Raw genomic sequence first — 21,490 nt, 5'->3', positions numbered from 1 at the left:
TCAAGATCAAGCCTATAATATTCTCTAAAATCCAATTTAAATAAGGTTTAAGATATGTATGCCGCATTACAAAAAAAAGACAAAAAATGTAGTCCCATAAACGACTCTATTACTAAAAGAAAAAAATTGTCGAATAAACCCATACAACTAAAAATTAATCCAAGTAAGCTGAATTTAGTTGGGGAAGACCATGATGAATCAGAGAAACGCCGAAGTAAAGAGTTTGGTATTTGGGCAAGAGAGACCAGTGATAAAGGTGTTTACAGACTGGAAAATGAGCTGCTTAGAAATGACATGGGCGGCAAGGAAATAGGTGATCCAACACATTTAAGAATGATCAATCGGTTAATGGAGTATGATCAGCATATAAGTGATCTTCAAAATGATAAGGTTCCAGCCACCCCTGAAGGTCTGAACATAGTTATCGAGAATGGAGAAAATCTGATAGGAGAATTAGAAATCGAATTTATTAATTGGAATTATAACTTCCAAGAAAATGTGGTTGTAGGTGAAAAAGGGTTACCAGAACCACCTGTGGCAATAGCTATAAAAATAGCTGAAATAACTAAAAGTTATATGCGAATGAAAGCTGATAAGGGAAAATTTAATAGGCAAGGAAAAAGGCTGTGGCAACTGAGGGAGGCTCTCCTTGATGTAGTAAAACTCGAAAGCAAGGAAAACTTTAGATCATTAGTACGAAGGCGAAGCATGGCAATGCATAAGGCAGCCAATAAAAATTCTGGAAAAATTATGCTTTGGAAAGTGGGGGAAAACCATATTAGCGATATAAAAATGTTTAAAAATGAAATATGGTTCGAATCACCGAAATATGAACTGACTGATCTTGAAGAGTACAATAAATATCTAAAATATAAATTAAAGCAACCAGATGATGTGCCTGGAAAGTTAAAAAATAGATTAAAGGCAATTGGAGAGTTAGGAAAAGCGAACATGGAAGATGAATTGAAAAAAAAGGCCAATGATTGATTGTCGGTATTTGTCAATTGGAATTTATAGTGATTGAGTCTTAATCAATGAATTAACCACTATCATAAAGATAATTATTTTAAATAACAAGGACAAACCAATGAATGGGTTAAGTCTGTTGCTTCATAATACTTTTTTCGCTGCCTTTAAGCTACAAAATTCCCATCGCAAGAACACCTCCATCTTAGCCCATAACAAAACCTAAAATCCATTAAAAACGTCTTTTAGCCAAATTGTTATAGGCAACAGAAGAAAGCCTATAACAATGAATAAAATCCAATTTTAAAAGGTTTGAGATATGTATGAACAAAAGGAAAAGTCAAAAGAAAATAAAGGTATTACAAAGCGTCCGGCGATAACATCCAGTCATTCACCAACAAAACCTACCCAATTGAGAACTTATACCCGTGCGGGCCGATACGTGTCGGGCCAAAGCGGCTATAAGGCACAAAGCGCTAATAATACTGGTTTGCCTGATAAGTTAAAATCTGGCATTGAAAACCTTTCTGGTTACTCAATGGATGACGTAAAGGTACATTATAACTCTGATAAACCTGCTCAATTACAAGCCCATGCTTATGCGCGAGGGACTGAGATCCATTTAGGGGTAGGACAAGAGAAACATTTGCCTCATGAAGCGTGGCACGTTGTTCAACAAAAACAAGGTAGGGTTAAACCAACCAAGCAATTGAAAGGTCAAGTCAATGTAAATGATGATATAGGGCTTGAGTATGAGGCAGATACTATGGGGTCTAAAGCACTGCAATGTGGTACATCTGCAGCGAAACAACCGACTTCTGTTTCTGTTCAATATGGAAGTAAGCCTTTGATTCAAAGATATTTAATAGTTGACAATACGGACTATACAAAAAAGTACAAGGAAGAAGTTGTTGGTAACCCTGGTGGTGACCATGTTCTGGCTTTGAACAAATTAATAACTCAAATTGCCCTTGAAATGTTGTCCAAACTAAACGATGCGAATGAATATGAGAAAAAAGTTATTGATGATATTAGAGCTGATGACGGGGGTAAATTAAGGCGACAATTAAAAAAATGGATAGAAGACAAGCCCGGAGATAAAGCCGATAGTAAAAATGTGGATTTTGGCAGAAAATATCAGGCGAGAGCTTATAATACGCATAAAGAGTTAGCTTTTGCCTTACACGGATGGGTAAAGGCCAAAGCAGCAAGACATAGAGAGAAAGAACTAGCAGAAGATATTCATAAAAGTGATGCTATTGATCATCATCTGAATTCCATTCTTATTAAAATTAAGCAATGGATTGATGCTGATGGGAAAGCGGCTGATATAATGAAAGAAATTGATAATCCACAAAAAACGGGCAAAGGACCTAAGAAGAAGCGATGGAACATTTACCAAAATTACTTCAAGAACAATCCTCGTCCAGGGCATGATCTCCCAAATAAATATGACGATGTACTAAAAAATCCGGAAAACTATTCCTTCGAAGAAAAGACTGGAACCTTGCACGACCTTATGCACTATTTTATGGAGAATGATAAGATTGATCTTAAGGATCCGCATGCAACTGTATTAGACTTTGATGGTAAACCAAAACGAGTAGATTATGATAGACCAGAAAGTACTATTATGCATAATGGCCAAAAAGATGGTGGAGGTCTCATAAAACCCGAGTTCATGCCTAATGGTGTTGCGAACAAAGATGACCGGGTTAGGGTAAGTGATGAAGAGAATCATCCGTCATATAAATACGCCCGAAAAAACGGGATCCCGATGTATGGTAGGCATTCCTTTTCTGCTGCCAGGATGATGGCTATGACTCAAAAAGCAGGAGGTACTACAGAAGAAATATCAGCTATAGCATGGGCCATAATGGCTTACTGGAGAAAAGATTATGACCACATCAACATACCGTATCATACCTTGCATGAAATAATGGATTTTGCACCAGATTATGGAGTTGCATACAATCCTGATGATAGAGAAAAAGGCATGAAGCAATTTAGCCCAGAGGGTCTTATCAATACGTTAAAAGCATCAATACTAAAAAAACCGAATGAAAGGGACATTAAAAAATTAATCGAAACAGACTCTGAAAAGAATGTTGCCATTTGGTTTCTATCTCAACCTAATTTATGGTCGAATAAAGATGTAGAAAAAGTTCTACGGACTACTAACTTACCTGCTGAAGAGTTCAAGCAAATTGAGGCAGTAAATTTATTACGCTTCTTCATTGATCGTAAAGAGAACTTTGATCTGCTTGATAAAATAGGAAATGACAAAACAAATCATGTGCTATCGGGGTTTAGCAAACTAGGCCAACCTTTGATGCATCAGGCAATGGCAATGATTTTACAATGGGATGAAACCCGTGCAATACCTTTAATGTCAAAACATAAGGAGAAGGCTGAAGTTAATTATGTAATTGAATTGTTTATAGCGAACGATAATTATAAGAGTATTTTTAATTTCGATGAAATATATATTTTGCATACAGGGGCACCTGTTAATCTTAAAAATGATTTTTCGACTGCCATTGTATCTTTTGAATATACAAGAAAGCTGATTGAAGATAAAAAATATTTAGTGAGTGCTCTTGGACAAGGATATTGGTACAAAGGGGATTTGAAAATCGGCATCAAAAAAGGGACTGCAAATGGGAGTCATCATCATGTAAATACTGTGATTAACGAAGGCAATATAACGAAGTGGGAGCCAAGTGTACAATTTAGATCTGCAGAATGGGTAAAGACAATTACTTTAAGTGACGTGGTTGACCAAATTAATGTGTATTTAAGTGATGAAAAAAAATACGACATAACGATCATTCTATCAAATATTCTGATGTTACCAAATCATAAGACTACCGAAGTAGTAAACCATAAAAATAAGGATAGCAGTAACTACAAATTTGAATTCGAATGCCTTGACGTTGTTTGAGTTTGATAACTGTCTGTCGCGCGTATAATACCACTATCATGATACCCTCAAAATCAAGCCCATAACAAAACCTAAAAATCATTAAAACGCTTTTTAGCCTCATTGTTATAGGCAATAAAGAAAGCCTATAACAATGGTTAAAGCCCAATTAAAAAGGTTTGAGATATGTATGAACCATTGCAGAAGAAAGACAGTAAAAGAATGGCGGTTTCCGGTCCTATTGGACATAAAAAAAACAATATAAACTCAAAAAGTATAGGAGATAAAAGAACTCACGAGTTTAGTTTTGAAAGGGGAAGGACTGGGGGGAGAGAAAATACTCGTCTATTCATAATGTTTCTGCAAGAGTGCCGATATCAGGAATTCATGATAAACAGAATAAGATTAAAGATGATGGTCGTGTTAAACAACTTATGTATAATTTTTCTGTTAATGAGGAAGACTATACTGTTAGCGAACTCAAATACAACAGAGAAAGAGCTGGGAATAATCTGATTCACAGATCGAAAGAGTATAAACATGTGACGGCTGATGTATCTAAAAGAGGAGTTATTTTAGGGCAAAATGGGAAAACATTAACCGAGTTTGTAAAAAAAGGGGTCAAATCACTTGCTTCATGACATAAGTCGACTACCTTCAAAGGAGTATTATTAAAAACAGGTAGTTCACAATGCCAAGGCCACAACGAATTGAGTACGAACATGCTTTTTATCATGTTATGGAGTAGAAAAAGGGGTCAAATCACTTGCTTCATGACATAAAGGAGTAGAAAAAGGGGTCAAATCACTTGCTTCATGACATAAAAAGGGGTCAAATCACTAGTAAGAAAAAGGGGTCAAATCACTTGCTTCATGACATAAGTCGACTACCTTCAAAGGAGTATTATTAAAACAGGTAGTTCACAATGCCAAGGCCACAACGAATTGAGTACGAACATGCTTTTTATCATGTTATGAACCGTGGGCGCGGACGGCAAAATACCTTTCACGACGAATTATACTTTCAAGCCTTTTTAACAACATTGGGTGAGGCACAAGCGCGCTTTGATTGCGTTATTCATGCATATTGCCTTATGACGAACCACTATCATCTGTTGATTGAAACACCCAAAGCGAATTTAGGCCGTGTTATGCGCCATATTAATGGGGTGTATACTCAGCGATATAATAAGTTGAAGCATACCGATGGGCCATTATTTCGTGGGAGGTATAAAGCGATATTGGTCGAAAAAGATGAGTATCTGCTGCAATTAAGCCGCTATATCCATCGCAATCCTATTGATATGACCATGCCGCTGGTGGATGACTTAGCGCACTATCCTTGGTCGAGCTACCCAGCTTATATCGGGAAAGTAAAGCCACCAGAATGGCTTACGCGCGACTTTACTTATCAAATGCTGGGTCATCGTCACAAGTTTAAGCAGTACAAAGCTTATGTGTTACGAGGTAGCAGTGATGAACTCACTGACTTTTACGACAAAGGTAATATTGCATCGGTTTTGGGTAGTGATGGTTTTAAAAAGAAAAGGGGTCAAATCACTTGCTTCATGACATAAGTCGACTACCTTCAAAGTAGTATTATTAAAACAGGTAGTTCACAATGCCAAGGCCACAACGAATTGAGTACGAACATGCTTTTTATCATGTTATGAACCGTGGGCGCGGACGGCAAAATACCTTTCATGACGAATTATACTTTCAAGCCTTTTTAACAACATTGGGTGAGGCACAAGCGCGCTTTGATTGCGTTATTCATGCGTATTGCCTTATGACGAACCACTATCATCTGTTGATTGAAACACCCAAAGCGAATTTAGGTCGTGTTATGCGCCATATTAATGGGGTGTATACTCAGCGATATAATAAGTTGAAGCATACCGATGGGCCATTATTTCGTGGGAGGTATAAAGCGATATTGGTCGAGAAAGATGAGTATCTGCTGCAATTAAGCCGCTACATTCATCGCAATCCTATTGATATGACCATGCCGCTGGTGGATGACTTAGCGCACTATTCTTGGTCGAGCTACCCAGCTTATACCGGGAAAGTAAAACCACCAGAATGGCTTACGCGCGACTTTACTTATCAAATGCTGGGTCATCGTCACAAGTTTAAGCAGTACAAAGCTTATGTATTAAGGGGTGGCAGTGATGAACTCACTGACTTTTACGACAAAGGTAATATTGCATCGGTTTTGGGCAGTGATGGTTTTAAACGTTGGCTGAAAAATACTCAGTTGATAAATAGCCCCGAGCCTGAGGTTTTACAGCAACTAAAACCGAATATCACAATGAATGAGGTGGTCATGGCGGTTGCTGATTATTATGCTTGCCCGCTATCTAAAATTACCAGTGTACTTAAAGGGCCAAGCAAAGGATTTGAAGGGCGTAAAGTTGCTATGTATTTTTGCCAAGAGGTTTTGGCTGAAAAGTTAAGTAATATTGCAGAGTATTTTAACCTTGGTCATAGTGGCTCAGTGAGTTTTATTACTCATCAAATAAGGAAAAAGCGCAGAAAAGATAAGCAATTTTCAAAACAATTAGATGCTATTTTTGAAAGTATTATGAAGGAGCTGATTTAACGCTTTGTTTTATTGTGTATTTTTTGTGTTTCTATTACCACAGGAATGAATTTAGTTAATAACATCGCATTTGATAATCATTCAATATCTTTCGCTTTTGTTGCCTGTTAGACATAGAATATCAAACTTATATAGGCTAAACGCAAAAGGCGCGGGTGTAATTTTATGAAAAAAGATACTTATTTAAGAAATAAATTGAGAATGTTGTTATTAGCGAGTTTAACTTTGGCATCAACACCTAGTTGGGCGAAAGTGTATGTACAGGCTTCTGCTGGTAGCTTTAACGATACAGCTATTACTCAGTTGTTTTTAAATGAGCCATCATTGAAGGATGAAGTGGTATTTGCTGGTTCTCCGACGAACACATTTCAGCTGGCTGCTCAGCAAAGCGCGTTGGCATTTAGCGCTGTGGAAAACTCAACCATTGAAGGGCGCTTAGTTAAAGCAACGGTTGAGGCGCTTGAGCAGTATAAAATTCGCAAGGTCATTGCTGCTATCACAATACCGATTGAGATGTGTGTTCTGATGAATAAAGACGAGCTTGAAAGTAATCAGACAATCACTCAGTTGGCGTCTCACCCCGCAGCGCTAAAGCAAATTAATAAATGGAAAAAGAATAAGGCTATTATAGAGTTAGAAGTACCTAAAGGTACAGCTGCTGCTGCAAGAATGGTGTCGCAAAAGCAATTGTTGGCCGGCACAGCCGCGATAGGATCTTGTTCTTTAGCGTCTACTTTTACTAATCTCAGTGTCGTTGAAAAGGGTATTCAAGATAACAAGGATAACAAAACGACGTTTCTGTTGATGCAAATTGAAAAGCGAACAGCAAAAATTACTACTGCTAAGGCTAAAGAGGAGCTTAAGCTAGCGATTAACTCAAAATAGAAGGCTAGTTATTATATTTGGGGCGGCTACATTGTATTGTAATGGTCCCAATATAAACCTATTAAGCCACGTTAGGTAAGTATTTTTCAGACACTTTGATTAAATAACCTATGCATATTTCCTTATGCGGATCCTACGATATAGTAGTGGTAGTTCTATTCAGCGATATAGCCATCTAAAGCGCCGTACTCATTATAAAGCAATATTAGCCGAAACAATATTAGTTGAGAAGAAGGAGTATTGGCCGCAATTAAGTCGCTATGTATTTTTTGCAAAGAGGTTTGGGCTGAAAAGTTAAGTAATATTGCAGAATATTTAAACTTGCTCATCGTGGCTCTGTGAGTTTTATTACTCACCATAACAGGAAAATATACCGAGAAGAGAAGCTGTTTTCACAACAGTTAGATGTTATTTTTGAAAGTATTATGAAGCAAGTGAACTGACCCCTTTTTTCTTTTCTTATGAAGCAAGTGAACTGACCCCTTTTTTCTTCAACAGTTAGATGTTATTTTTGAAAGTATTATGAAGCAAGTGAACTGACCCCTTTTTTCTTTTCAACAATTAGATGTTATTTGAAAGTATTATGAAGCAAGTGAACTGACCCCTTTTTTCTTGGAAAGTATTATGAAGCAAGTGATCTGACCCCTTTTTTCTATTGAAAGTATTATGAAGCAAGTGAACTGACCCCTTTTTTCTTTCATAGATGTTATTTTTGAAAGTATTATGAAGCAAGTGAACTGACCCCTTTTTTCTCTGACCCCTTTTTCCTCCACTTTGAAAGTGAATTTTCCTATATTGCGCTCGGCTTGGTCGATGTGATTTTTCACAGATTTGACCTGTCAGCGTCCTAATTAACAGAACGATTTCTGTGAACTAATTACCGTATTAGGAGTTATGCAATGTCAAAGCCCGCAGCCTTAGAGGGCGAAGTTCAAGCCATTCCTGGCACTACCCCATTTACTGGTGCAGATGCAGGTGTTTGGGCTTTAGTTGGTCAAGTCATGGTCAAACCCCATGCAAAAGTGACCGTGGGAGGTAAAAAGACTATTTATCAAGCCGAAGCCAGTTTTCAGTTTAACGGTACTACGCCAGACAAAAAGCCTATCACAGGGGTTGCCAAAATAACCTTAGCCGCTAAGCCAAGTAAGTTATTACAAGCGGCAAACAAGGTGTTGGTTAACTCAGATGAACTCAAAGATCAATTTGGCAATACTTTAAAGGTTGTTGCGTCAGGTAAACTCACTACGGCTTAGAGCTTAATTCGCCAGACTTAATAATATTTCATGTAGCACGCAAAAATGCATGTTAAGAACATATAAAAGGAGATGTTTATGGGGTGGTTATCCGCTTTATTTTCTTCAAATGCGCAGGCTCCAGTTGTTGCAATAGGGTCTTTGCTTGATGAGCTATTCACTAGCGATGAGGAAACGCTGAATCTAGAAATACTCAAACAACGCGTCGCCCAACAACCCAATTTGGTGCAAAACAAAATTAACCAAGTACAGGCAGCGCATCGCAGTATATTTGTGGCAGGTGCTCGGCCTTTTTTAATGTGGGTGTGTGGCTTTGGTTTTTTATTTGCCTTTGTTATTAACCCCACATTACAGTGGTTGTGGCCTGAGATTGGTACCCCACAATTGCCACTTGATGTAATGATGGAGCTAACGTTAGCTATGTTGGGATTAGCGGGTTTACGAACCGTTGAGAAACTCAAAGGTGTTTCTCGTTAACTATAAATTACTGTAATGCAAAACCTTATCTTTTTCTTCAATTAGTTTTCACATTTTTTATCAATCAGCGTCTTCTGAACACAATACAAATAACATCGTTATTAATGTGGCTGATGAGGCGGACAGTGAGGTAACTCAGGTTCTCTTCTAAGTAAATTTCAATCATTTCGTCATCAGTTGTGACTGATAAGGCGGAGCCGTGGGGTAACCCATAAAGTCTTTGAGCACTAAGCAGGGCCCGCCATCCGTTTATCCATTTTTATTTGGTGGGTAGGCATTGATAGAAGGCTTGCTTGGTGCTCAATCCAAAATTCTTGCCATTTCGGCGTTTAAGAATGCGTTCTATTAACTAAAGGAAATACTATGTCTCAATATAAAACCCCTGACGTCTACGTTAGAGAAAAGTCAATTCTACCGCCGTCGGTTGCTGAAGTGGCTACGGCTATTCCAGCATTTATTGGCTACACGACAAAGCTGAACGAAGCAGGTGCAGCAGATGCAGCAGGTGCAGCAGCCAACTTCTTAAACATGCCGGTACGTATCACTAGCATGGTGCAATTTGAAGCAAACTTTGGTGGTCCTTATAAAGAAGGCTTTACGTTAACGCCAAGCTCAACGGGATATGATATTACTAATGTAGCAGCTATAGAAGGGAAACAACCAGATGACAGCGATAAGGGCGGCATCGAAGCTGAGCCTGCAAAGTTAGAAGCAGCAAAGTTCTTTCTTCACCAAGCGGTGAGCCACTTTTTTGCCAATGGCGGTGGTGCGTGTTATGTGGTCTCTATCGGTGTAGCTGGAGTGGCTGCGAAGAAAGAAAATTATACCGCAGGCATTGAACTGCTTAATAAAGTGGATGAAGTAACACTTATTTCAGCACCAGAAGCCATCGGCTTAAATGAAACCGGCCATTATGAGGTGCAAAATAAAGCTCTCAAACATGCAGAAAAACGTATGGACCGTTTTGCATTAGTTGATGTACAAATGCAAGAAACACCTGACGGCAAAACAACAATTGCTCATGACTCTGAACGTTTGCGTGCCAAAGTAACGCAAGGCTTACAATATGGCGCCTCTTATTATCCGTATTTAACAACGACTATGGCACGCAGTTACAATGAAGCAATAGTTATGGTTAAAACCAGTGTTACAGCCAATGTAATTGTTAACAATAAGACAGACTATGAACTATATGTCGTTACGGGTGGCTTTGAAAATGCTAAAACAATCGAAGAGCTTACTTGGCAAGTAATTGAAGACGGTTATTTCTATGAAGATTTAAACGCTGAAAAACATTATTGCACTAAATCTGACGTGTATATCAAATCAACAGCAGAGAGTAAGTATTATGAACTCACTAGTTTAAAAGAGGTTACATTTGATCAGACTACTAAAAAACTGATACTAGTTGCTAACGGTGCTGATTTTGAAACTGACAAGCTGGATATAACAGATATTACAGTGTCTGATCATCCGTTAAGTTTGATTGGTGATCCAGATTATCCATTTTCATCTGCGCAGGTATATAACGCCGCAAAAACAGCATTAGCTAAAAACTACCTTGTTCTTCCTCCTTCACCGGCCATTGCTGGCATAATTGCGAAAACCGACAAAGACAGAGGTGTTTGGAAGGCACCTGCAAACATCGCTCTATCTCAGGTGCTTGCACCTGTACTTGCGATAGACAGCACAGAACAAGAAAACCTCAACGTGGATGCCACTTCGGGTAAATCAATCAATGCTATTCGTACCTTTGTAGGTAAGGGCACCTTAGTGTGGGGCGCACGTACACTTGCTGGTAACGATAATGAGTGGCGTTATGTCTCCGTTCGCCGCCTATTTAATATGGTTGAAGAGTCGATTCAAAAAGCCACGCAATTTGCCGTATTTGAGCCAAACACGCCTTTTACTTGGTTAAAGCTTAAAACCATGATTGAAAGCTACCTTGAAAACTTATGGCGTCAAGGTGCGTTCTTTGGTGAATCACCGGCTCAAGCGTTTTTCGTCAACGTAGGCCTTGGTCAAACCATGACAGAAGACGACATTAACAACGGCATCATGAATATTGAAATCGGTTTAGCGGCGGTACGCCCAGCTGAATTTATTGTACTCACCTTCTCGCATAAAAGTTTAGAAGGCTAACAAACCCGACCTGGATTGGTCAAGGTGAGTGGTTAATGCATTTCAATTCTTGGCCAATCTTTTTTATATACCTAAGTTGGCTAGCAACTTAGGTCTTAAAAATTATTATTTTTTGGAGTTTTTATGGCTACTACAGCAGCAGACATCGCAGCAGAATATCCCATTCCAGTTTATCGATTTGTGGTGAATTTTGGCGAAGAGAGCATCCCGTTCTCGGAAGTATCAGGTTTAGATATCGGGGTTGAGACTATTACTTATAAAGATGGTTACGGCAAAAAGCATATGCCAGGGCAATCAACCGATGTGAACATCACCCTTAAACGTGGTTTAGTGCGTCAAAAGAGCCAATTCTACGATTGGATTTCTTCAATCAGCTTAAACCTAGTTGATAAAAAAGACATCACAATCTCATTAACCAACGAAGATCGTTCACAGCCATTGGTAACTTGGAAAGTGATAAATGCTTTTCCTAAAAAGCTGACAGCGCCAAGCATTAATGGTGGCTCAAACGAAGCGAGTGTGGAGTCGTTAGAAATGATGGCAGATGATATTAAGATCGAATTCCACTAATTTCCCTTCTTGTCTTGGGCACATGTGTGCCCTTTTAGGACATCATTATGATTCAAGAACTTACAACACCTATGGTGGGGTATCGTTTTGCTGCATTGATCACATCAGCGGCAATTCCCAATCCAATCGATATTTTTTTTAAGGAGATAAGTGGTCTGAAAGTCAGCAGAACAATTGATTATGAAGGCAACCGAGTTTCGATAAAAAGTGACAGGCAAACTCGAAACTTGGTACTCAAACGCGGTGTGTTACGTACAGGAAGTACGTTAGAGCTGACGAACTTTATTAGTTTACCGCAGTGGAACCAGTTTGCGGTGCGCAATGATATTTTGATCACTTTATTAAACGACAACAACCTGCCAACAAAAGCGTGGTTAGTTACGCGTGCATTTATGGAAAGCTGGGAATGGGACAGCTTAGATGCGACTCGAAATGATGTTCTGATTGAATCGATTAGTTTCAGTTATCAGAGTTTGGTAACGGTGCCGATTCCTTTTACTTAATTTCTCATTACGGGGTAATAAAAATGGAAATTCAATGTGATGCAATCAGAATTAAGGCGAAATTGTCTGAGGAGTCTGAAAATGAACCGCGAAGGGGAATAGATCAGCAACAAAGACCATTTACAAACAATAACGCAATAGAACAATTAGAAAAATCTTTAAAGCGTTATGTTGATAAACAATTTCAGCAATTTATTAAACAAAGAAGGCCATAGATATGTTAGGAATTGGCTTAAACTCGACAGGGGGGCCACTGTGTGATGTCACCTTTTATAGCAAAATAGAGCGTGGTGCTGGAAACCAGCTTGAAAAAATAACACTCCCGTATGATACAAAGACATTACAAACTACATACGCAAACGACATTGTAAAATCATTAGCGATTGGGGCTGAAAGTGGCGCGACTCGATATCAAAAGTCTTCACCTTCTAAGCTCTCGATTACCTTTGTTTTGGATGATACGGTAATCGAGGATGCCGCTTCTTTAGCGGACAAAATGTTAGGTAATATTGAAACAGAAAATACCATTCAAACGCTGCTGAAATACGGAACCGCAATACAAAGCGAGACCCATGAGCCTGCATATATCACGATTACGCCCTTAAACATGGCACTGAATGATGGGCCTAATATGAGTTTTAGCGGTATGTTGTGTAGTACACAGGTAGAAACTGAGCTGGTTGACAATAAAGGCCGACGGCTTAAAGCCAAAGTGCATTGTTGTGTGGTGGAGTGCTTGCCTGAAAAAGAAGTCAAACTCAAATCTGGTAAAAGCTCACCCGATCTTACCCATGTTATTCAGCATCAGGCAGGCGATTCAGTATTAATCCAAAGTGCCAAAATATATGGTGATCAACAGTTTGTGCATCAGGTTGCTAAGGTTAATCGCTTAGCATCGATTCGTAGTGCAGAAGTTGGTGCGGATATCCTTTACCCGCCTTTGGAGCGCTAGTATGGACTTGCGATATACCATAACCGTTGATGGTAGTCTGATAAGTGACAAAATAGCGCTTAGAAAAGCTACTGTTAAAAATGGCGTGAATCAAATTTCACAACTTTGTCTGTTGATTGAAGATGGGGATATGGCCAAAGAAACCTTCGCAAAAATGGACGAAGGATTATTTAAAATGGGTAAAGCCATTGAGCTCAAAGCGGGCTTTGGCGATGGTGCACAAACTTTGATTTTTAGTGGCATCATTACTGCGCAAGGTATAGGTTACGAACGCCAGCCCTTTCTGCGGGTTGAGGCTAGAGCTGACACAGTCAAGCTGTGTCAAAACGCTTTTAGCAAGCTCTATGACGAAAAAACCAAAGACAGTGACATATTAAGTGACCTACTTAAAACCTATGGCGCAGCAGCGGGCACAGTTGCGCCCAGTCAAATTGAACACCAACAGTTTTTAGTGGTTGATGAGCGGCCGTGGTCGGTATTTATGCGCCGAGTTTTGTGTAATGGCTTTGCCTTTTATAATGACGGCAAAAATCAGGTGGTGGATTTAGCCAAACACACACCTACCGCACATGAGTTTAATGTGGCGATGGATGGTTGTGTTGACTTTGAACTGCAATGTGATGTGACCTCTCACCTGAAAAAACTGCAATACAGTAGCTGGGACATCAAAGAGCAAAAACTTAATGATAAAGCCGACCCTGTAGCCCCTACTGCTAAGTTTAAAACTCATGCTGATGCTGATAAAGCGCTGGCTATTCCTGATACGCTGCGTTTGGCGCAAGCACCAATCGATAAGCTAGAACTCGCCGCAAAAGCCAGTGCTGAGCAATATTACCGCATGCTGGATATGTACCAAGGATATGCGCGCGTTGACATGTCTGCCACAAAAGCACCGACGAAGGTGAAACTGTTAGATTCATTAACGCTGTCAGGGGTTGGTAAGCAATACGCCGGTGATTACGTGGTAGGTGAAGTTCAGCATCATTTATCTAACGATGGTTGGTTTTGCGATTTTATCCTTGGTGTGCCATTGGCTTTTAGCTTGTGTTCTGAATACGTTAACACGCCAAACACGCCTATTTTGGTTGGCAAAGTAGCTAAGTTTCAAGCCGATGCACAAAAATTACATCGTATCCCTGTATTGCTGCCCAACGCTGGCGGTGATAAATCGCTTTGGGCACGTTTAGTCAGTCCTTTTGCTGGCACAGAAGAGGGGTTATTTTTACCCCCCGATGTTAATACTGAAGTGCTGGTAGGCTTTATTGGTGGAGATAGTCGACATCCAGTTATTTTAGGTGCTTGCCATAATCCCAAAGCCAAACCGCCATTTGAATATGACGATGAAAATGAGCAGCGCGGTTTGTTTTTCAAAAGGGAAGACAAACTACTCGCGTTGCAATTTATCCTCAAAGATAAAATCAAAGAGTCTCAATTCAAGTTACAGGCAAGTGCCGATCACAAAGTTACTTTTGATGGAACGCATGGTTTTAAGGTGATCCAAAAAGATATGACAACTTTGGCGGCAGGTAAATCAATGTCAATAATAACCGAAGATAAGATCACTTTAAAAGCGAAGAAAGCCATTAATGTCAGTACTTCTGACAGTATTACTTTGAAAGGCAAAGGCGTTGATGTGAAATAACCTCAAATTGAGGTCAACAAAACAAGGAGCAGCAATGTTAAATCAAGCATTTTTAGGCACAGGATGGGGGTTTCCCGTGCGATTTCAAAACCCCAGTAGTGGGCCTGTGATGGACAGTGGTGAAACCTTGCTTAAACAAGCAATTCATTTGACCTTAAACACTCAAGTAGGAGAGCGGCCATTGTGGCCTGAAATGGGTTCAGGCCTTGCTAGCTATTCATTTGCTGATGCTAATGAGCAAAGTTTAGCGCAATTTCGGCAGGAAATAGCCACCGTATTGCTCAATCATGAACCGCGTATCATCCTCGAAACCATCGAATTCGATAGTAGTGAATTGTATGACGGGGTATTGCTAGTTCAGTTGAACTACGTGATACGCCAAACTAATAGCCGCAGCAATATGGTGTTTCCATTCTACTTAACTGAGCAGTCAGTTTAGCTACTATGCAAATATGTTTTGTCATCTTTTTTGTGAGCAAGTTTAACTTCCGTTTTGCTCTAATTTAACCTTTCACTTATCAAGGTACTATCATGACTGTGAAGTCTAATAACAACCTCGGTGTTGCGACGCTCAATACTGTTAACCCAAGTGACGTGGGGCGAAGTCAGCTTGGGCGACATATTAAAGCGCTATCTCGCGCCTTTTTTAAAATTGAACCACGTACGGTAGAAGCATGGCTAAAGTACCTATCGGTGCTGGCTAAACAAGTAAACTACATTGATGAACATATATTATCCGCCAATGGCACATGGGAAAATCTACTACCCGAACCAGAAAAGCTCGCGGGTCTTGCACAGTTGGTTGAATATGGTAACGCGGATGAGCAGATTAAACAGTTAGCCAGTCGTCCTGATATGGCACTGTTGCTCACTTTTATAGATCTATTACAACACAGTAATGCTCAGTTTAATCAATTTGTAGCGCGGCATTTAGCGCATTTTTATCGTGATGTGTTGCGCTTTGAGCCATTACCCGCGAGCGCAGACAGTGCGCATGTGGTGGTGTCACTGAATAGTGTTGACGCATTAACCTTACCAGTAGGTACACAGTTTGATGGTGGCAAAGATACTCAAGGCATCCCACTAGTTTACAGCACCGATGAAGTGGTGACGATTAACAAGGCAACGGTAGATTATGTTGCCAGCGTGAATAAAATTAAGTCCTCAGAGAAAATCAGTTTAAATCATCAGATATTACTTGATACCGAGCAAGGCATTTTACTTGAGCAAAGTGAACCTACTTTTGGGCAAGGGTTCGCAGAGCAGCCATCGCAAACTGTTGAAGTCGGGTTTAAAATTGCTTCACAAGATTTATTTTTAAGTGGTGGTATACGTATCGTCAGCTTATATTTTGGTGAGCAAGCACAGTTGCTAAACTGGTTAACTTGGTTTGATTTTTATATCTCCACCAGCGATGGTTTGATAGGCATTGATGTTGCCCATTTAAGTGTTGTTGGGCAGCAATTGCAATTAACATTCGATAACTTATTTCCTGACATAACGTCATTAGAAGATACGCCCATTGGCGTAGATAAAGCCTTACCGTTTATTGCCTTGGTACTTAAAAGTGAGCATTACCAACAATTATACAGTGATGACTCTAGTGTATTTGCGCGTTTTAACAGTTTTACCATTACCCAAATTAGTTTAACCACGAAAGTGAGTGACCTTGGTGGGGTGATTGCCAATAACGGTGAAGTAGACTTAGATACGTCTAAGCCGTTTGAACCATTTGGTTTTGCACCACGCCTAGCATCTAAAGTTTACTTTACACACCCCGAATTAGTTACTAAAAATATTACTCATGCCAGTGTCGAGTTTGCATGGTTAGATAGACCAAATAGTTTTGATGACTATTATCGCGCATACAGTTGTTACTACAGTGATCAGCATAATCTAGATGCACGCTATTTTGATAGTGATGCTTTTTGTGGTGTTGAAAAGCCGTGTGATGAAATTGAATTTTCGGTAGAAACATTATTTTCATTATTTTCAAGTGACTGTAATTGTTTAATTTGGCCTGACACAATGGTCAATGTTTCGCGTTCAGATGCAAGTAGTGATGCGCAAATTAGTCTTGAACTGTTTTATAACGAAGGTGACGATAACCTACCTGATGTACATAATAACATCGCGATTAACACTCTCACTTTTACGCATAATGATAATAATGCAATGCGTGATGTTCAGTTATTACCCTTTGACGAGCCCAAAGCAACCAAATGGCCAAAATGGTATACGTTTGAGTTATCAACACAAGACTTTGCTCATAAAGATTACAGTAAAGTTATCGAGTATTTTGCCTATAAAAATGCGGGCTCAGATAATCCTGTATTAGTGAATGCGCCTTACACTCCAACCCTTGATAGCTTAACGTTGCATTACCACAGTGAAAGTACAGTCTCCCCCGCGTTGATGATTGGCAACCCAATTTTTGTTGAGCATATTGCGCCTGTGGGGCGACCGACTGAGCAATTAAATCAACAAAGTATGCTGTCTTTATTGCCTAAGATAGAAGAGTTTGGTTATTTATATATGGCGCTTAGCCAGGTAAGTACACCTGGACAAGTGCGTATGTATTATCAGATTGACCCTGTTGATGGTTACAACATGGGTGATAACCCAGCATTTGTGTGGGAGTATTTTAACACAAATGCTTGGCATCGCTTTAAGCGCGAAGAGTCGCAAGGACAAGCAGGGGAGGGGCGTATTCTCAGAGACAGTACTTACGATTTGCTTGATTCGGGCTTGATGGTGTTTTATTTGCCCGAACTGAGCCAAAGCGGTTCATTTAATCATGATGGCAAACTTTGGCTGCGTGCAAAATTAAATCATGGGCGTACTGAAGTGCCGAGCAGTTTTGATGTTACTTATCCGGTTTACTCCAAGCTCAAAGGCGTATTTACGCAAGGTATAAAGGTAAGTCTAACTAGTCAAGGTAATAGTGCATCTCATTTTGAGCAGCCATTAGCCAGTGAATCAATCAGTAAATTGCTGTTACCCAACCCTAATGTTGACAAAGTATTGCAACCGTTTGCTTCCTTTGATGCCAAAGTTGCAGAAACTACGGTGCAGTTTGACCGTCGTGTCAGTGAACGCTTACATCATCGGCAACGTTTGTTAAGTGGGTGGGACTATGAGCACTTTGTGTTACAAACCTTCCCACAACTACATTCGGTTCGCCCGGTGATTAATTCGTCTGGTTTATCGCTGGTGGTGGTAGCGCTCAATCACGATGTGTCGGTGTTGCAGCCCAAAGTACCGCGTTATCTTAAGCGACAAATTCGAGAGCAGGTGAATGCCTTATCTGTGCCTAATTTAACTATTGAAATTGATGACCCCAATTATGTTGAGGTGCAGCTGGAGTTGATCGTAAAAATAGACCCTTTGTACGATATTCAAAGCACAGTTATAGAGCTAAACGATATGGTTATAGAAACACTAACACCATGGAATAAGTTAGATAAACCGCTTGAGCGAACCATCTACTTAGCATCCATAGCGCAAGTATTGGAAACCCACCCCGCAGTGGATATGATCCAAGTTATTCGTGCCATTAAAGCGGGCCACAGCGAAAAGCAATATAGCGTAATTAGCGCCGACAATCCTCACGATATCTTGGTGCCTGCACGTAACCACAAAATAGCGCTTGCCAATACTTTAGGCGATGTATTTGAAGGCATTGGCAAGTGGGAAATTGAGCTGGACTTTGTGGTTCAGTAAACCGTTATTGCAAATCTAACTTATCACCAAACGACTACGCATCAAAAATAACTGAAAATAATTTTCACAGCTTTTGGGTGCGTGCGTCTTGTAGTTATTCATACCACTAATTCAGGAATGTTATGGACAATCAAGCTCTGCAGATCGCAAATGTTGCGCCCAGTAATACCGGCCAAAATTTAGAGAAGCTGCGTCAGCAAGGCATGGCTAGGATGCAGCAGTTTGCGCCTAAAACTTGGACTGATCACAACCGTTTTGACCCAGGTGTGACGGTATTAGAAGTGTTGGTGTATGTGCTCTCTGATCTCAGTTATAAACTAGACTACTCGGTGCCTGAGCTATTAGCGCAACCGCACAGCGGGGGCAGTGTTAAATTTTATGAACCAGATCAGGTGTTGTTTAGTCATTGTGTAACAGAAGATGATTATCGACGTCTTATTTTAGACTTGTTAGATGTTAAAAATGTGCATGTTACGTTGCGTAAAGTTGAGGACTCAAATGTCACCATCTTAGACTTTAATGTATTGTTATATGCATCCGATGATGACAAAAAAAACAATGTCACACAGTTGCTCAGTCATGCATTTAGTCAAGCGCGATGTGTTAATCACAGGCTTGGGAATATTGCGTTTTATGATATCAGCAAAGTGACAGTAGGTATGACCTTGTCATTGCAGCATGTTGATAACTTAGTGGCGTTATTAATTGAGCTATACACCTTAATTGGTCGGGAAATTTCACCTGACATTCCCAAGTATTCAGCGCAACAGTTGTTACAACGTGGTATGCATGTGGGACAAATCTATCAGGGGCCTAAGTTACAGCATGGCTTTGTGTTAGATAAAGACCTACACAAGTCGGCCTATAGTGTGCGTTTGTTTAGTTCGAACATTTTAAGTGTGTTGCATGGCCATGAAAATATAGATCGGGTTAACGCATTTCGCTTTTTGACTGAGCAAAGTGGTAATGCAGAAAGTTATAACGCGCAAGATGGTTATGAGTTTTGGCAAATTCAATTTGGTAGCGATGATAACGCGCAGATAGTTAATATTGCGCAACTGGGCTTTGACGAAGATAACTTTTTTAGTGATTTAAAACTGCTTATTGACGGGCAGCCTTATCAATTAACTGAACAAGAACAAGTCACTATACGTCAAGGCCTACAAGTGCTTAATCACCCCCCAGAGGTAGCTAGTTCTGTGATGTTACCCAAATATGGGCAAGCACAGCACCTAGCGTTAAGCGACTATCGCTCATTGCAGCATGAACTTCCGCAGGTGTATGCCGTAACTGAGCAAACTTTAGATGCCGACATAGACAGTGCGCAAAAAGCACAGCTACTGCAATTTAAAGGGTACTTACAGTTATTTGACCAAATACTAGCAGATCAACATAAACAGTTGGATGCTTTGCCGGATATTCTTTCGCTTCCAAAGCCACAATTGTATGCATGCCTGGGTAAGTTACTTGATTGCATGTTGGCAAGTGAGTCGTTAAATGCTCAGCAGGTAAATGAATTTTGGCAGCATGCTTGCGCTTTGCCGCATTCACAACTAAGTCAGGCCTTGGAAGGCGTGAGTGGTATTGAGCACTTGCTGGATACTCAAACACTAGATTATTGGCAGCGGGGTATGCAAAGCAGCCTTGAAAGTGGGTTTTCTATTGCGCAATTAACGCGATTGAACCAAAGCGCAGACCATTTGCTCGCCCGCTTCGCTGAGCGTCCTGTTGATAGCAATTTATTAAAATATCAAGCAGTATTTGCATTTTATGCATCAAGCTTGACCGATGAGCGAGATCCTAATCCCGATGAGTCATTGCTTGATCGCTTGGTGTTGTTGCGTCAGTACATAGATAAATGTCGCTTGCTATGTGAGATAGGTGAATTAGGGCAAAACCGTTGTCGTGGTTTTGATTACTTGTCTAAAACTTTACAGCATCAGCATTGCAGTTCTATGGCTAAAGGTATTATGCGCCGTTTGGGTATGTCACACCCAGGCCATATGCCATTAGCCACCCATAACCGTGAAAGCTTTTATTTAGTGGAAGGGAGCTTACTAGAAAGTGAGCACTTTAGTGTTTTAGAGCGTGAGCTGTTAAGTAACAGTCTTTATTTTGTATTACCAGATTGGACTACACGTTTTGCCTCAATAGAGTTCCGCCAATTTGCTGAACGTAAAATTCGTGAATATACCCCTTTGCATATGCCAGTGTACTGCCTGTGGTTAGATAGAGAGTCCATGAGTTTATTTGAGCGACTTTACTATGGCTGGTTGAATTACTTTTCACAAACTCAGCACACACGTTTTAGCGAGCAAAGTGGCACGCTATTAAATATTATTGAGCAGCTTAGCTTGCTATTGGGTCGTTTTTTGGTTGTGCCAAAAAGTATTGATGATACAGGTCATATACATTGGCAGTTAGCGAGTTTAATACTCACGCATCAAGCGCAGCAGGATGGCAATTGGAGTGCAGTAAAAGCCATCATAGTTGCGTTACTTAACACCTATGATAGTGGGCATCCACATAATGATTTTATTATTACGGGGCAGAACGTTGTTGAAATACATGACTCTGTGAATGAGAACATTATTAGCCATGCAGCGCACTTTCCCGAGGGCGTAGATGTAGATACCATTTTTTATCTAACCGCACAACATTACATTGATGAAATCTGTCGTCCTAGTTTACAAGAATATGCTACTCGTGATCAGCGACTCACTGTTGGCTATACACCTTTAGCTTATTTAAAGCCACTTTTCCCAGTGTCTATTTCGGCCATTAATCCACTCTCACCAGAGAAGTACCAATTTATCGTTGCTAACAGCACGCCAAATCGAATTTAATCAAGGA

General features: G+C 40.0%; 18 protein-coding genes. 17 read left to right on the top strand and 1 reads right to left on the bottom strand.

The genetic code is table 11. From position 1 onward, the window contains the following. Window positions 1-54: 54 nt before the first annotated feature. The 6 genes from J7338_RS18870 (at window position 55) to J7338_RS18845 (ending at window position 7,375) form a co-directional block, all read left to right on the top strand. A complete protein-coding gene (locus J7338_RS18870) occupies window positions 55-987 on the top strand; it encodes a hypothetical protein (protein WP_210798529.1) in 933 nt (310 codons plus the stop codon). Between the two features lie 298 nt (window positions 988-1,285). Beyond that, entirely contained in the window at window positions 1,286-3,910 is a 2,625-nt protein-coding gene (locus tag J7338_RS18865; RefSeq protein ID WP_210798528.1) for an eCIS core domain-containing protein, read from the top strand. Between the two features lie 347 nt (window positions 3,911-4,257). Next, a complete protein-coding gene (locus tag J7338_RS18860; RefSeq protein ID WP_210798527.1) occupies window positions 4,258-4,530 on the top strand; it encodes a hypothetical protein in 273 nt (90 codons plus the stop codon). 284 nt (window positions 4,531-4,814) lie between these two features. Then, window positions 4,815-5,465: a transposase gene (locus J7338_RS18855; RefSeq protein ID WP_210798526.1), complete on the top strand. Its 651-nt coding sequence runs from the start codon at window positions 4,815-4,817 to the stop codon at window positions 5,463-5,465. Window positions 5,466-5,509: 44 nt separating this feature from the next. After that, the gene (locus tag J7338_RS18850; RefSeq protein ID WP_210798525.1) at window positions 5,510-6,490 is read left to right on the top strand and encodes a transposase; all 981 of its coding nucleotides are present in this window, start codon (window positions 5,510-5,512) and stop codon (window positions 6,488-6,490) included. 165 nt (window positions 6,491-6,655) lie between these two features. Next, window positions 6,656-7,375, top strand: coding sequence for a prephenate dehydratase domain-containing protein (locus J7338_RS18845; RefSeq protein ID WP_210798524.1), 720 nt, complete (start codon window positions 6,656-6,658; stop codon window positions 7,373-7,375). A gap of 155 nt (window positions 7,376-7,530) precedes the next feature. Here the strand turns inward: J7338_RS18845 and J7338_RS18840 are convergent, their stop codons facing one another. Further along, window positions 7,531-7,704 (bottom strand): hypothetical protein, encoded by a 174-nt coding sequence (locus J7338_RS18840; protein WP_210798523.1) that lies wholly within the window; start codon window positions 7,702-7,704, stop codon window positions 7,531-7,533. A gap of 570 nt (window positions 7,705-8,274) precedes the next feature. On the opposite strand from J7338_RS18840, the gene J7338_RS18835 reads away from it, so the two are divergent. The 11 genes from J7338_RS18835 (at window position 8,275) to J7338_RS18785 (ending at window position 21,483) form a co-directional block, all read left to right on the top strand. Continuing rightward, the gene (locus tag J7338_RS18835; protein WP_210798522.1) at window positions 8,275-8,628 is read left to right on the top strand and encodes a hypothetical protein; all 354 of its coding nucleotides are present in this window, start codon (window positions 8,275-8,277) and stop codon (window positions 8,626-8,628) included. Window positions 8,629-8,706: 78 nt separating this feature from the next. Then, the gene (locus J7338_RS18830) at window positions 8,707-9,105 is read left to right on the top strand and encodes a 3TM-type holin (protein WP_210798521.1); all 399 of its coding nucleotides are present in this window, start codon (window positions 8,707-8,709) and stop codon (window positions 9,103-9,105) included. A gap of 363 nt (window positions 9,106-9,468) precedes the next feature. Then, window positions 9,469-11,247: a phage tail sheath family protein gene (locus tag J7338_RS18825; protein WP_210798520.1), complete on the top strand. Its 1,779-nt coding sequence runs from the start codon at window positions 9,469-9,471 to the stop codon at window positions 11,245-11,247. Between the two features lie 123 nt (window positions 11,248-11,370). Further along, on the top strand, window positions 11,371-11,817 hold the full coding sequence (locus J7338_RS18820; protein ID WP_210798519.1) for a phage tail protein: 447 nt from the start codon (window positions 11,371-11,373) through the stop codon (window positions 11,815-11,817). 47 nt (window positions 11,818-11,864) lie between these two features. After that, window positions 11,865-12,320: a phage tail protein gene (locus J7338_RS18815; RefSeq protein WP_210798518.1), complete on the top strand. Its 456-nt coding sequence runs from the start codon at window positions 11,865-11,867 to the stop codon at window positions 12,318-12,320. Window positions 12,321-12,343: 23 nt separating this feature from the next. Further along, a complete protein-coding gene (locus J7338_RS18810; RefSeq protein ID WP_210798517.1) occupies window positions 12,344-12,535 on the top strand; it encodes a hypothetical protein in 192 nt (63 codons plus the stop codon). Window positions 12,536-12,537: 2 nt separating this feature from the next. Then, window positions 12,538-13,272 carry a CIS tube protein gene (locus J7338_RS18805; protein WP_210798516.1) on the top strand — a complete coding sequence of 245 codons (735 nt, stop codon included), beginning with the start codon at window positions 12,538-12,540 and terminating at the stop codon, window positions 13,270-13,272. Window position 13,273: 1 nt separating this feature from the next. After that, complete coding sequence (locus J7338_RS18800) at window positions 13,274-14,914, top strand: phage baseplate assembly protein V (RefSeq protein WP_210798515.1); 1,641 nt, start codon at window positions 13,274-13,276, stop codon at window positions 14,912-14,914. Between the two features lie 34 nt (window positions 14,915-14,948). Continuing rightward, a complete protein-coding gene (locus J7338_RS18795) occupies window positions 14,949-15,353 on the top strand; it encodes a GPW/gp25 family protein (protein ID WP_210798514.1) in 405 nt (134 codons plus the stop codon). A gap of 92 nt (window positions 15,354-15,445) precedes the next feature. After that, complete coding sequence (locus J7338_RS18790) at window positions 15,446-18,637, top strand: hypothetical protein (RefSeq protein ID WP_210798513.1); 3,192 nt, start codon at window positions 15,446-15,448, stop codon at window positions 18,635-18,637. 122 nt (window positions 18,638-18,759) lie between these two features. Then, the gene (locus J7338_RS18785; RefSeq protein WP_210798512.1) at window positions 18,760-21,483 is read left to right on the top strand and encodes a hypothetical protein; all 2,724 of its coding nucleotides are present in this window, start codon (window positions 18,760-18,762) and stop codon (window positions 21,481-21,483) included. The last annotated feature ends 7 nt before the right edge of the window (window positions 21,484-21,490 follow it).

The organism is Pseudoalteromonas ostreae (genome assembly GCF_018069805.1).
GTDB lineage: Bacteria > Pseudomonadota > Gammaproteobacteria > Enterobacterales > Alteromonadaceae > Pseudoalteromonas > Pseudoalteromonas ostreae.
This window is presented reverse-complemented; position numbering and strand designations above follow the sequence as displayed.

Bases quoted from the DNA above. Each gene is read 5' to 3' on its own strand.
- J7338_RS18815 (WP_210798518.1), top strand. From the start codon at position 11,865: ATGATTCAAGAACTTACAACACCTATGGTGGGGTATCGTTTTGCTGCA.
- J7338_RS18865 (WP_210798528.1), top strand. From the start codon at position 1,286: ATGTATGAACAAAAGGAAAAGTCAAAAGAAAATAAAGGTATTACAAAG.
- J7338_RS18840 (WP_210798523.1), bottom strand. From the start codon at position 7,704: ATGAGCAAGTTTAAATATTCTGCAATATTACTTAACTTTTCAGCCCAA.
- J7338_RS18785 (WP_210798512.1), top strand. From the start codon at position 18,760: ATGGACAATCAAGCTCTGCAGATCGCAAATGTTGCGCCCAGTAATACC.
- J7338_RS18790 (WP_210798513.1), top strand. From the start codon at position 15,446: ATGACTGTGAAGTCTAATAACAACCTCGGTGTTGCGACGCTCAATACT.
- J7338_RS18845 (WP_210798524.1), top strand. From the start codon at position 6,656: ATGAAAAAAGATACTTATTTAAGAAATAAATTGAGAATGTTGTTATTA.
- J7338_RS18805 (WP_210798516.1), top strand. From the start codon at position 12,538: ATGTTAGGAATTGGCTTAAACTCGACAGGGGGGCCACTGTGTGATGTC.
- J7338_RS18810 (WP_210798517.1), top strand. From the start codon at position 12,344: ATGGAAATTCAATGTGATGCAATCAGAATTAAGGCGAAATTGTCTGAG.
- J7338_RS18820 (WP_210798519.1), top strand. From the start codon at position 11,371: ATGGCTACTACAGCAGCAGACATCGCAGCAGAATATCCCATTCCAGTT.
- J7338_RS18800 (WP_210798515.1), top strand. From the start codon at position 13,274: ATGGACTTGCGATATACCATAACCGTTGATGGTAGTCTGATAAGTGAC.
- J7338_RS18855 (WP_210798526.1), top strand. From the start codon at position 4,815: ATGCCAAGGCCACAACGAATTGAGTACGAACATGCTTTTTATCATGTT.
- J7338_RS18825 (WP_210798520.1), top strand. From the start codon at position 9,469: ATGTCTCAATATAAAACCCCTGACGTCTACGTTAGAGAAAAGTCAATT.
- J7338_RS18870 (WP_210798529.1), top strand. From the start codon at position 55: ATGTATGCCGCATTACAAAAAAAAGACAAAAAATGTAGTCCCATAAAC.
- J7338_RS18835 (WP_210798522.1), top strand. From the start codon at position 8,275: ATGTCAAAGCCCGCAGCCTTAGAGGGCGAAGTTCAAGCCATTCCTGGC.
- J7338_RS18795 (WP_210798514.1), top strand. From the start codon at position 14,949: ATGTTAAATCAAGCATTTTTAGGCACAGGATGGGGGTTTCCCGTGCGA.
- J7338_RS18830 (WP_210798521.1), top strand. From the start codon at position 8,707: ATGGGGTGGTTATCCGCTTTATTTTCTTCAAATGCGCAGGCTCCAGTT.
- J7338_RS18850 (WP_210798525.1), top strand. From the start codon at position 5,510: ATGCCAAGGCCACAACGAATTGAGTACGAACATGCTTTTTATCATGTT.